The 11,486-nt window shown below is 41.1% G+C and carries 16 protein-coding genes and 1 riboswitch; of the genes, 8 read left to right on the forward strand and 8 right to left on the reverse strand.

Going from position 1 to position 11,486, the window contains the following annotated elements; all coding sequences use genetic code 11:
• Window positions 1–106 precede the first annotated feature (106 nt).
• Window positions 107–265 carry a hypothetical protein gene (locus RH061_RS13510; RefSeq protein WP_311070873.1) on the forward strand — a complete coding sequence of 53 codons (159 nt, stop codon included), beginning with the start codon at window positions 107–109 and terminating at the stop codon, window positions 263–265.
• A gap of 63 nt (window positions 266–328) precedes the next feature.
• On the opposite strand, the gene RH061_RS13515 is transcribed toward RH061_RS13510, so the two are convergent.
• Window positions 329–571, reverse strand: coding sequence for a hypothetical protein (locus RH061_RS13515; RefSeq protein WP_167832490.1), 243 nt, complete (start codon window positions 569–571; stop codon window positions 329–331).
• Window positions 572–833: 262 nt separating this feature from the next.
• Window positions 834–1,022 carry a hypothetical protein gene (locus tag RH061_RS13520; protein ID WP_192471732.1) on the reverse strand — a complete coding sequence of 63 codons (189 nt, stop codon included), beginning with the start codon at window positions 1,020–1,022 and terminating at the stop codon, window positions 834–836.
• Between the two features lie 280 nt (window positions 1,023–1,302).
• Here RH061_RS13520 and RH061_RS13525 point away from each other — a divergent pair, with 280 nt between their 5' ends.
• The 5 genes from RH061_RS13525 to RH061_RS13545 all read left to right on the forward strand — a co-directional run bounded on the left by RH061_RS13525 (window position 1,303) and on the right by RH061_RS13545 (window position 5,447).
• Window positions 1,303–1,551 (forward strand): hypothetical protein, encoded by a 249-nt coding sequence (locus tag RH061_RS13525; RefSeq protein WP_311070876.1) that lies wholly within the window; start codon window positions 1,303–1,305, stop codon window positions 1,549–1,551.
• Between the two features lie 78 nt (window positions 1,552–1,629).
• Window positions 1,630–1,728, forward strand: a riboswitch (TPP riboswitch).
• Between the two features lie 100 nt (window positions 1,729–1,828).
• Complete coding sequence (locus RH061_RS13530) at window positions 1,829–2,428, forward strand: YkoF family thiamine/hydroxymethylpyrimidine-binding protein (RefSeq protein ID WP_311070878.1); 600 nt, start codon at window positions 1,829–1,831, stop codon at window positions 2,426–2,428.
• Window positions 2,428–3,024, forward strand: coding sequence for an ECF transporter S component (locus RH061_RS13535; protein ID WP_311070880.1), 597 nt, complete (start codon window positions 2,428–2,430; stop codon window positions 3,022–3,024). Before RH061_RS13530 ends, RH061_RS13535 begins: the two co-directional genes overlap by 1 nt.
• On the forward strand, window positions 3,008–4,699 hold the full coding sequence (locus tag RH061_RS13540) for an ABC transporter ATP-binding protein (RefSeq protein WP_311070881.1): 1,692 nt from the start codon (window positions 3,008–3,010) through the stop codon (window positions 4,697–4,699). The genes RH061_RS13535 and RH061_RS13540 overlap by 17 nt, the downstream gene beginning before the upstream one ends.
• On the forward strand, window positions 4,668–5,447 hold the full coding sequence (locus tag RH061_RS13545) for an energy-coupling factor transporter transmembrane component T family protein (protein WP_311070883.1): 780 nt from the start codon (window positions 4,668–4,670) through the stop codon (window positions 5,445–5,447). Before RH061_RS13540 ends, RH061_RS13545 begins: the two co-directional genes overlap by 32 nt.
• Before the next feature lie 44 nt (window positions 5,448–5,491).
• Here RH061_RS13545 and RH061_RS13550 read toward each other — a convergent pair whose 3' ends face one another.
• The 4 genes from RH061_RS13550 to RH061_RS13565 all read right to left on the reverse strand — a co-directional run bounded on the left by RH061_RS13550 (window position 5,492) and on the right by RH061_RS13565 (window position 8,933).
• On the reverse strand, window positions 5,492–6,424 hold the full coding sequence (locus tag RH061_RS13550) for a c-type cytochrome (protein WP_311070885.1): 933 nt from the start codon (window positions 6,422–6,424) through the stop codon (window positions 5,492–5,494).
• Window positions 6,425–6,564: 140 nt separating this feature from the next.
• Window positions 6,565–6,993, reverse strand: a complete 429-nt coding sequence (locus RH061_RS13555; RefSeq protein WP_311070886.1) for a ferritin-like domain-containing protein — start codon at window positions 6,991–6,993, stop codon at window positions 6,565–6,567.
• Between the two features lie 64 nt (window positions 6,994–7,057).
• A complete protein-coding gene (locus tag RH061_RS13560; RefSeq protein WP_311076396.1) occupies window positions 7,058–7,648 on the reverse strand; it encodes a class I SAM-dependent methyltransferase in 591 nt (196 codons plus the stop codon).
• A gap of 151 nt (window positions 7,649–7,799) precedes the next feature.
• Window positions 7,800–8,933: a zinc-dependent alcohol dehydrogenase gene (locus tag RH061_RS13565; protein WP_311070888.1), complete on the reverse strand. Its 1,134-nt coding sequence runs from the start codon at window positions 8,931–8,933 to the stop codon at window positions 7,800–7,802.
• Window positions 8,934–9,080: 147 nt separating this feature from the next.
• On the opposite strand from RH061_RS13565, the gene RH061_RS13570 reads away from it, so the two are divergent.
• Together RH061_RS13570 and RH061_RS13575 are read left to right on the forward strand one after the other, a co-directional pair.
• Window positions 9,081–9,281 (forward strand): hypothetical protein, encoded by a 201-nt coding sequence (locus RH061_RS13570; protein ID WP_311070890.1) that lies wholly within the window; start codon window positions 9,081–9,083, stop codon window positions 9,279–9,281.
• A 3-nt stretch (window positions 9,282–9,284) separates the two neighbouring features.
• Window positions 9,285–9,536 (forward strand): sigma-G-dependent sporulation-specific acid-soluble spore protein CsgA, encoded by a 252-nt coding sequence (locus tag RH061_RS13575; RefSeq protein ID WP_311070891.1) that lies wholly within the window; start codon window positions 9,285–9,287, stop codon window positions 9,534–9,536.
• Between the two features lie 191 nt (window positions 9,537–9,727).
• On the opposite strand, the gene RH061_RS13580 is transcribed toward RH061_RS13575, so the two are convergent.
• The gene (locus RH061_RS13580) at window positions 9,728–10,588 is read right to left on the reverse strand and encodes a YihY/virulence factor BrkB family protein (RefSeq protein WP_311070892.1); all 861 of its coding nucleotides are present in this window, start codon (window positions 10,586–10,588) and stop codon (window positions 9,728–9,730) included.
• Window positions 10,589–10,716: 128 nt separating this feature from the next.
• Window positions 10,717–11,472: a TraR/DksA C4-type zinc finger protein gene (locus RH061_RS13585; protein ID WP_311070893.1), complete on the reverse strand. Its 756-nt coding sequence runs from the start codon at window positions 11,470–11,472 to the stop codon at window positions 10,717–10,719.
• Window positions 11,473–11,486 lie beyond the last annotated feature (14 nt).

Consider the following 11,486-nt stretch of genomic DNA (forward strand, 5'->3'; position numbering starts at 1 on the left):
ATTTGCATGATTTAATATCAATAGCAAATACTTACAACAAGTTATCTCAAGCATGATTCTTGTTGAAAAGGGAATGAAGGAATAAAAGCCTAAGGAGGAATAATTCATGGAGCAAAAACAGAGTCATCATAAGAAGACAAATGAGGAAAATGAACAACAGCATAGCATGGTCTGCAATGATCAACTTTTCTTTCAGGAATTAAGAATAGCAGCTGAGGATGCAGAACGCGACCGCGATAATAGTGACCAGGACCAGACAAAATAAAAGAGAAAGGCTTACTTGCCTTTCTCTCCCTAAAATACCTCATATGTGTTTGACAACATAAATTCAACTAATGAATCGGTCTCTTTCCGCAGCATCTTCCTCACGCTGTGCTTCCCGTTCCTCGTACCAGAATTTAATATGGGTTAAGATAGAGAAGACAAGGAAAAAGTTCATCGACCAGACACTTACAAACGGGGCCATCCCTCCGAACTCAATCGTCTCATACTGTTTTAAAACCATCACAATATATGACTCAATGAACACAAGGACAAAGCCGGCTACACCTGCAATTGCCATTCGCATCATAATCAATAACCACCTTATCGTATTATCAGATTATTTAAATAATACGACTTATTATTGATTAGTGCAACTGTTTTGTTCACTAATTCGCCATATTTGTACGTTGACAATTTGACATAGTTCTTTTTGCTCATATTTCATTTCGAAAAACATTCTAGCTCTCCAAAAAATCCGAGCGTGATCTAAATGTTGTGAGGAAGTCTCAACGTAAAAGAATTACGATAATTTATGTGTCAACAGTAAAGCATTGATTCAAGAGGGGATCTTATCTATTCAACTTTTTTTGTTTTTGCATGATCTCATATGATTTTTCGATAATATCTGTCAAAACATCGCCTTTATATATTCTTCCGATTTTTGTATTCTCCTGATAATATTCGACAATCTCATCAAGCTTATCAGATGTTTCCTTGGACACTCTTACGTTCAATTGAATTCTCTGGGCCTCATTCATGGAATAGATTTCCCTCCAAATCCTACTACTTCTATGTAAAAAATACAATTCATCACATTGCTAGCAGTCTGATATTATGTAGATATATGTCGCTAACCACGAACTTTATTTTAACATAATCTATCAATTTACAACACTATGTCGCTTCAAATACCGGTTTTCCTTTAGCCTTTTAGGGTATCTAATATGGAGAATTCTTTAATCTGTTTTATTACCATAATGCATAAATAGCGGCTTTCAATCTTACCCCTATTATTTTCGAAAAACATGGAGACTTTCTATGAAGCTTACAAATTGGTCGTACACAAAGAGGTATAATATCAAAGGACAATTTGATGTTTTTCCGAACTCGATTGTGATCTTCCGTAAAATCAAAGATTACTATTTTGTCTATACCATTAATTGGTCATTGAGTGACCCGGTTGTCTCGAAATCTGATTTACAGGAAATGGAGAGACTGCTGAATGCAGAACTCGGCACCCTTGAAAGCTATTACCAAAGGAAATTCTTCGGGAATGATTCCGAATGATTTAAATTTTTTAAAATTAGCCATTTACATTTAGATTCATTTCCCTTAAGATGATTTTGGAAACAACAACTGCATAGTTATACGCACTAGGGGAGCTTTTGGCTGAGAAGAACATTGTTCTGACCCTTATCACCCGATCTGGATAATACCAGCGTGGGGAAGTGCAGGCGAAGCTCTTCGTTATGCCTCTTTTAAATAACGAATGAATTCAACTGCATCCACCACGCTGGATGCAGTTTTTTGTTTTTCATTCAATTAAAAAAGGAGCTGAAGTAAAATGAAAGAGTTTTGCGGTACTAGCGAGATTACTGGCGCGAGGTTTTCAATTTACCCTATGTCAGACAGATTCGTGGAAATTATCCTCTCCTCCCTTAAGGAAGTAGACACTTCAAAAGTTTGGATGGGGACAGATGATGTCAGCACATGTGTGCGAGGCCGGTCTGAACATGTATTTGATGTAGTTAAAACGATTTTCCTGAATGCTTCAAAGGATGGAGACCATGTAGTACTCAACGCTACCTTCTCAAATGGATGTCCTGGTGACAGTGCCGGTGATACCTTCATGGCGGAAGATTCTGTCTTAATGAACCACGAGCTTACTAAAAAAATCAGCCAGGAGGTCGCAACACAGTTTGCCCTCTATCCATTAGGTATTCCAGGATATATGGATGTCATTATGGAACAGATAAAGACTGTAGAACAGCAAGGTGTTTTTAACGGAGGAGTTCATTATGCTTCGAGATTAGATGGTGATGCCAATAAAGTTTTTACCGCCTTGGAAAGCGCTTTTGAAGGTGCACGCAAAAGTGACTCTTCCCATATCGTCATGACCGTAACCATGTCAGCAAATAGCCCTACTCGTAAGGAGGGCCAATAATGCTTGCTAACTGGAAGCTTCGTGAGGTTGTTGTCTTATCCGTCCTGGCAGTCGTTTTCGGCGTAATTTACCTCCTTTTCCTACAGTTCGGCAATTTGCTAGTGGGGCTATTCGGCCTGATCGGTTATGACTTCATATTCGGCATCTGGTTCATTGTATCCATCATAGCTGCCTATATTATCAGGAAGCCTGGGGCCGCGGTTCTCTCAGAAACGATAGCTGCAACAATTGAAGTCATGCTGGGTAATGCGGTTGGTCCAAGGTTGATCCTGGCTGGCATTATTCAGGGATTAGGAGCAGAAGCAGCCTTTGCGGCAACCAAGTGGAAAAACTACTCAACATGGGTGCTTGTAGCAGCTGGAATGGGGGCATCAGTCACTAGCTTCATATGGGGCTACTTTTTGGGCGGCTTTGCCGCACTTTCACCTGGTTATGTGGCTGCAATGTTTTTCACCAGGCTTGTGAGTGGTGCTATTTTGGCCGGCCTACTAGGCAAATACATAAGTGACAGCCTCGCTAAAACAGGAGCGTTGAATAGCTTCCCCCTTGGAAAGGAAGCGAGAAAGGCTAAGCAGGACAATGAGATCTCAGCCTAGTCTTCCCTTAATTGAAGTCTCAGACCTAACGTTCCGTTTCGATTCAGACAAGGAGAATGTTTTGAAGAATATCAGTTTTGATATTTACGAAAATGAAAATATTCTTGTATTGGGACCTAGCGGCTCAGGTAAAAGCACACTCGCATACTGCATGAACAATCTATATCCATCTTCAGTGGATGGAATAATGAATGGCGTAATTACTTATAGAGGACGTGCTTTAACCTCTTTTGGGCCCGGAGAGATTAATCGAAAAATCGGATTGGTCATGCAGGATCCTGATGCACAGTTTTGCATGCTGACGGTCGAGGAAGAGATCGCATTTGTACTAGAAAATATACACTGTCCCAAGATAAAAATGGAAGAAAAAATTGATCATGCCCTTGATTTAGTTGACATGGCAGGATATAAAAACAGGCTGATCCATTCCCTATCCGGCGGGCAAAAGCAAAAGCTTGCGATTGCCTGTGCACTGGCAATGGATCCAGAATTATTGATTCTTGACGAACCTACCGCTAATCTGGACCCTGCTTCCAGTATTGAATTAGTAAAGACATTAAAAAAATTGAAGAATGACCACACCTTCAGCATCCTGGTTATCGAACATAATCTGGATTACTGGCTTGAAACGGTGGAACGCTGCATCATATTGAATTCTGATGGGGAGCTATTTTTTGATGGTCATACTGGTGATTGCTTTGCTGAATATGCCCAGGAATTGAAAAGAGAAGGGATATGGCTTCCCCGCTCTATAGACGCGGGGCTGAATCTCCTGGAAGCTGGCTTGCTAAAGTCCTCTTCCCTGCCACTGACAATCAATGAGCTTATTGAAAACAGTAAAGATGTAAGCAGGACAATTGATTATTTATCTGCTAATATCCGCAGGTCAAAGCAAAATTCTCCTGATTCAATTTTCGAAGCATCTGATGTTGGTTTTACAAAAGGTGGCCAATCGATCCTCCAGGATATTACTTTATCCATAAATGCAGGTGAATTCATTGCAATTGCCGGTTCAAATGGATCAGGAAAAACGACTCTCTCTAAATGCTTGTCCGGATTAGTTTCTTCACAAGGCGAATTAAAATTTTATGGCCACCCTTTAAGAGATTGGCACGAACAGAAGAAATGGAGCAAGCTAGGATACGTATTCCAGAATCCTGAGCATCAATTTATTACTGATTCAGTGATCGAAGAAATTAATTACAGCCTGCATGCGAAACATGGAACGCTAAAATATAAAAATAGAGATATTTTGGAAAGGCTTCGAATGGACGACCACTTATACAGCCACCCATTTGCGTTGAGCCAGGGCCAAAAAAGAAGGCTAAGTGTGGCTGTGATGCTGGTGAATGGACAGGAAGTCCTGACCATGGACGAACCTACGTTCGGACAGGATGCAATCACCTCAAAGGAAATCATCGATTTTGCTTTGGAGGCTGTACCAGAGATGGGCAGCATGATTATTATTACTCACGATATGGATTTAATTGATCGTGTCGCAGATAGAGTTTTGGTACTTGATCAAGGAAAAATGATATTTTACGATTCTCCTGACAAGCTTTGGAAACAGCCTGAGATTTTGGCAAGAGCAAATTTAAGGCTGCCTTTCCTCAGGGAATTGGAGAAGCATCTGGAGGGAAGCTATGCAGTTAAATGCGATGAATCCAAGCATTAAAGCCCTAAGCATTCTTGTCAGCATCTTGCTGTTGTCAATATTTTTCGATCCAGTCACCCCCTTGCTAAGTCTCATTTTAACTATTGCGGTCACTTTTATTTTTGGCAAGGTCAGCTTCAAAAAGTGGATACTATTATTCTCTCCTTTTCTTTTTATGGGCATTGTCTATATGTGGTCATCTCTATTGTTTCCAAGAGTATCTTCAGAAGAAAGCATAATCTGGGAGTGGTCTTTCATTTCTATCACTTCAGAAGGGTTTGAAAGAAGCTTATCGCTCGGATTAAGAGTGCTGAGCTTTGCTTCCCTTTCACTGCTTTTTGCCCTTACGACAAATCCGATTAATTTCTTGCTTAGCTTGATGCAGCAATGCAGGCTTTCCCCAAAAATTGCTTATTCCATCATGGCGGGCTATCAATTCCTTCCCTTGATAAAAGAAGAATTCGAGATTATCAGAAGTGCCCATCGAATACGAGGTGCAGGAAGAAACATCACACTTTCGGATAAGATCAGGCAAATAAAGCAGTACGCGATTCCCCTGCTTGCGAGCGGGATCAGGAAAGCTGAAAGAACCGCCATTGCAATGGAGTCAAAAGGTTTTACCGGAAGTAGGTCCCGAGAATTTCACAAAGTCATCACCGTCTCCAAAAAGGACTGGCTGCTGCTATGCCTGATGGTCAGCATTGTTCTTATAAGTGCTTTTACCTCATACATGCTAGGTTACCTTGATCTGTACAAAGGTGAACTATAAAAAATCAGCACCTGAACATCATCCAGGTGCTGGTTTTTGCTTTTTTAATTTTTCACAGAAAGAATGGCTTCCCAGTCGATTGTACCGTTTTTGACTTGTTCGCGTTTTTCCTTATTCATGATGTCAGCCGGCCTTCCGCCTTTTGGCCAGTCAGCTTCATGTCCCTTGAATTCAGGTCGGTCATGGGAAAGGATATAGGCAGCAACATCAATCGCTTGCTGATCAGTTAAGGTTCCTCCCTGACCTTTAGGCATGTTTTTCTGCACATATCCCGCCATTTTCGTCAGTCTTGACATACCTGCACCGTCATTGAATGAATTTTCTCCCCAAACAGCTGGGCCTGTATTTGTTCCCGTACCGGAACCATCAGCAGCATGGCAGCTAGCACATGATTGTGCATAAAGCTTTTCACCATCTTCTACACTAGGGACAGGGAATTGTTTTGGCTCTTTTGGCGCTCTCCACGGAAGTTCCGCACCAGCCGGCACACCTTCTGACATGTATTGCAGGTAAGCGATCATTGCACGCATTTCCTTACTGTCCGTAGGGAACATTTTTCCATTCATGCTACGGATCATACACCCATTGATTCGATCTTCCAGAGTGTAAACCTCTCCCTCGCGCGGCCTGTATTCAGGATAAACCGCAGAAAGCCCAATCATTGGTGCTTCTTCTTTTACTGTGCCTCCATTCGCATGGCAGCTGGCGCATGAGAGATTATTGCCTACATATTCATCGGCAACTGTATTCGTTTCCATCACTAGTTCATGTCCATATTTAATACTTTCTCCAAGAGGTCCATCAGGGATGTCCTCCATGCTTGGCGGGTTGAATTCAATTTCTTTGCTTGAACTCTCAGTTTGCGGCTGAGGCGCATTGGCTGTCTCGGCTGCCCCAAGGTCCTGGCTTATTTTCCAGCCAACAAATAATGAGCCGAAGATTAAAAATCCAATTATAATTGCGAGACTGTTTTTCATTTTTGTTCCTCCTTATGTAAATTTGCTTTTCATTTGCTCTATACCCATTCTAGTATAAGTTATAGACCTATTTTTATATTAAATATGTAGAAATAGTGAAAACTATAAAAATAGGAAAAGGAGCTGGAATTAACCAGCTCCTACTTCTCTTTCCCAATATAATAGAGGAACCACACAGCGTGGTTCTGTTCATCAAAAGCTGCACGCCTGAACACTTCTTTTATGACCGGATCAGTAGCTTCATCCGCTACCTCGTGATAAAAATCCGTCGTTTTTTGCTCATCCTTGAAAGATGATTCAAGTCCTTGCCTATACGTGTCGCTGCATTCTTCAGTCATCTGCAGCTGTGGCTGCTTTCCTGTCAATGTTGTATAAATTTGTGTAAATTGACGCAAATGCCTTTTCTCATCTTCTAGTATTTCTTTGATCTGGTCCCTCTGTTCTGAATTAGGTGCCAGCCCGGCAAGTTTTTCGTAGCATTGTGTTGCACTGTATTCACCATTAATCGCTTTAATCAGGGCACTTATAAGCTTTTGGTTCTGTCTGTAATGGTCATAATATGGATACATGTCAAACCTCCCCAGACTATTTTTATTAGTCTATGGAGAGAGTGAAATGATGTGCCTGGCCGGCTTATCCTGGATTAACTCCCTCGTATTCAACAAAAACACCCTTAAAATACTTCTTTTCTTTCACCAATTCGATTCCGGATTCTTCCATATACCGTCCTGTATCCCTGTTTAAATGGCAACCATCACACAACCTTTTCCACGCGGGAGTAAGGAAATCCTGCAGGGCAGCAAGCGATTTTGATTCCGTTCTTACGTGCTCGAAAAGGACAATTTTCCCGCCTTTTTTGCACACCCTTCTCATTTCCTTAAACACCTTTTGCGGATCGCTCACCGAACATAGAACAAGTGTGGCTACCACAATATCAAACTCCCCATCCTTAAATGGAAGGGATTCTGCTCTCCCTTCATAGAACTCGACAGGCAAGTCAAGTTCTTTGGCCCTGTCTTTTGCCTGTTCAAGCATATAAGGATTTGGCTCCAATGAAGCAAGCCTTTCCAACTTCCCCTTTGAATAATATGGGAAATTCGCTCCTGTTCCTGCTCCTATTTCCAGTACATTTCCCTCTAATCCAGAAACTATTTTTTTCCGGACACTCGCAATCCATTTCTTTTCAAGAGGCCCCATGAGTTTATCATAAAAAAACGCAAACATTTTTCCCAATATTAGTGCTCCTAACCGTTACCTTTTTGTCCATTATAATAAACAAGGTCCTGAAAAAGCTATTGCTTTATCCAGGACCTTTGTATATAACTTCCAGACTTTACTTTTGCCCATTTCATAATCCAGATATAAACCTAAACTCTTAAGGCTTTAAAACAACCTTGATACAGTCGTCTTTCCGATCATTGAACATCTCATATCCTTTTGCTGCATCCTCTAACGGAATTTTATGAGTGATAATGTCAGTTGGGTCGAATTCTCCGTTTGTGACCATATCGAACAGTTTCGGCATATAGTGAATTACCGGAGCCTGGCCCATTTTCATCGTAATATTGCGTTCGAAGAATCGGCCAAGGGGGAACATATTGTATCTTAAGCCATAAACACCTGTAATTTGCACAGTACCGAATTTCCTTACTGCTGTATGGGCGATTTCCAGAGCGGAAAGAGTTCCTCCCTGAAGCTTCAGTTTTTGTTCTACCTTTTCCACGACAGACTTCTTTCCGTCCATTCCCACACAATCAATTACCACGTCCGCTCCGCCATCAGTCAAGTTTTGCAGGAATTTCCCAGGATCATCTTCCTGTGTAAAATCAAATATCTCTACATTATTGGTCTTTCTAGCATGCATCAGTCTGTAGTCTAGGTGATCGACAGCGATGACACGCTTTGCCCCTTTCATCCAGGCAAATTTTTGAGTCATCAATCCTACCGGACCGCTGCCTAGTACAATAACCGTATCCCCTTTTTTTACACCCGCGTGTTCCACACTCCACCATGCAGTTGGGATGACATCGGAGAGGAACAGAAGCGATTCATCCTCCAGCTCACATGATTCAGGAACGACGAATGATGTAAAATCAGCGTAAGGCACTTTTAGATATTCTGCCTGCCCACCCGGATGGTTGCCATACTGCTCTGTGTAACCAAAATAGGCACCGGTATCCTTATAATCATTGGTGTTATCACACTGACTTTCCATCTGGTTCTGGCAGTAAAAACACTCACCACATGAAACGTTGAAAGGAATGACCACTCGATCTCCCTTTTTCAATTTTTTCACTCCAGGGCCCACTTCTTCGACGATACCCATTGGCTCATGCCCAATGATGTAGCCTGGTCTAAGTGGCATATTGCCTTGATACAGATGGAGGTCCGATCCGCATATAGCCGTTGAAGTAATCTTCACTATCATATCTTGTTCATGTTCAATCTTTGGTGCTTCTACATTTTTAACTTGTACATCCTTAGAACCCTGATAAGTAACTGCTTTCATCAATTCGCCACCCCATTCCTATTAAGTACATTTTATGTTTCCCTGCAAGGAACAAGAGAAAACACTTATGGAAGGTTTTCCAATAATTAGCTGTGTACATAAATTACTCTTTACTTATGCAACTTATAAATATGGAGGTGTTCAAAAATGGAGCCTAAACAGCCCGGAAATAAAAGACTGCCTGATTTCAAGGAAATGACCGACCGAGTGATCGGAGAACCTGCTAAAGGACCGCAGCTGGTCATCAAAACAAATTTGGATCCAAGTGATGCAACTGAGGAGAATCCATATTACCAAAATGATCAAATAACTGATTCCGATCAATTCAAAGAGTATTTCAAGGAGTAGACAATGGAAAAAACACAGGCTTATCTACGCGAAATCATATCCAACTATACAGAGACCTATCCACTTAGCAAGAAGATTTATAGTCGCTTGGAACATGGTAATTACCCTTCTGAAGGTGACTTTGTTAAAGACCTAACCGCCGAGGAAATTGAATTTTTGAATAAAATTCTTCCTGAAGCCATTGAATATGCCAAAAACGAAATGGACGATAAACGCTCACAGCAATTGAATGAAGTTTATGAATTGCTCTATTAAATACGACTTTACTTTTGCAGTTTCTTCGAAATGCGGATGACTCTATTTTTTTCGATAGTCAGGACGCATTTCGAATTCACCCATTGTAATTCAATAAAAGTCCATAAAAAAACAGCAGAGGATCTGCTGTTTTTTCTATGGCTCTTTTGAATAAAGGATTGATTTTCCCAAAGAAACTTTCTTGAAATATCTTAAGCGTTGACTGATTCTCCATGCTCTTCTACCGGCTCTTCACCTGTCTTATCCCTGTGGTAAATTGCGTTGATCTCACCGCCAAGAACAAGTGCAAGTCCTGTCAGGAACAGCCATAGCATCAAGACGATGACACCACCAATACTTCCATATGTGGCTGAATAGTTTCCGAAATTGCTAACGTAAAAAGAAAATCCAAGAGAAATCAGCTGCCAGACAATTGTTGCGAATATAGCTCCCGGTATTACATGCTTGAATGGATAATGTTTATTTGGTGCTACTCGATATAAACCTGCCAACACTGCAGACATAACGACAATTGCGACAATCCACCTTACAATGTTGAACACAATATCATATGGTTCCGGAATATGGATGACCGATTGCACCGTATCCAGTATTACTTTTCCGAAGACAGGCAACAGGAGTGCAACAATAAATGCAAGGATTAGACCGAAAGTCAGCATAATCGAGACAAGTCTTGCCTTGATAAAAGATCTCGTTTCCTCAACATCAAAAGCAATATTCATCGCTCGAATAAAAGCGTTCATTCCATTGGATGCTGACCATATCGTACCAATGATACCAAAAGTAAGCAGGCCGCCATTCCGTTCACTTACTAATTTGACAACATTATCCCTTAATAATTCGGCCGATTCCGAAGGCAGTAATGAATTCACGACATTTATTGCTTTCTGGGGATCGATATTCAAATAAGGCACTATTGCAATCAACAGAATCAGCAATGGAAACAAAGCAAGCATATAATAATACGCTTGTTGAGCAGCAAGGCCGGTCGCTCTGTCTTTTTTGAGTTCTGCCATTAAACTCTTGCCATAATACTTAAGTTTCTTTTTCAATGATGATTCACCTCTCATAGCCCATTCAGTATACTTGTCTTTTCCCTGTCATGGGATGTTTTAATCCTGACAAAACATCCAATAGATATGTAATAAAAAAAAAGACCATTTCTGGTCTTTTGGTAGAACTATTTATCGTCCTCTACATATGGGTCATGTTCATAAGCAGGAAGATCACCAAATGTTGTCATGATTCCCTCTTCATCCAATGCGCTTTCGTATTTCTCATGCTGCTTATTTGGATAAACCGTTACTTCCTTGCCTGTAATATCGTTGCCGATGAAATTCTCAAAATCTTCAACATAGCCTACATTTTCTTCAGATTCAATATAGGTGTCATTATAGTGATCCTGAGGCGTCATAAAATCAGATGGTGTTTCAGAAGTTCCCCAACTGGATACCTCTTGCCAGGCATCTTCGGCATCATAAGCAACATTTTCATCCTTGTTATCCAAATCAAACTTTCCAAAAGGCGGCATTAGCACACCCTCTTCTATTGGGCGGTTATGAGAAACAGTCCGGTCTGGGGTATGCTCTACACAAAATGTCGTTTCCGGGACGGCCTGAAGTCGCTCATATGGAATCTCTTGCCCACATATTTCGCATTTGCCATAAGTTCCTTTATCAATGGCCTGGACAGCTTTTTCTATACTTTGGATCTGATATTCAATATGGTCATTCAGCGCGATATCTTTCTCCCGCTCATATAGCTCGGTACCCTCATCACCAGGATGGTTATCATAGCTTGAAAGTTCGCCGGTTGACTCATGTGCATGACCGCTTCTTAGGTCAAAATGGTCATTCTCGTCAAGGTGGGACTCAAGATCTTGTTTATTTTTGAGAAGCTCTGCCTTGAATGCCGACAGTTGCCCTTGTGTTAGCATAACAGCTGCTCCTT

The sequence above is a fragment of the Mesobacillus jeotgali genome (genome assembly GCF_031759225.1).
In the GTDB taxonomy this organism is placed as follows: domain Bacteria; phylum Bacillota; class Bacilli; order Bacillales; family Cytobacillaceae; genus Mesobacillus; species Mesobacillus jeotgali_B.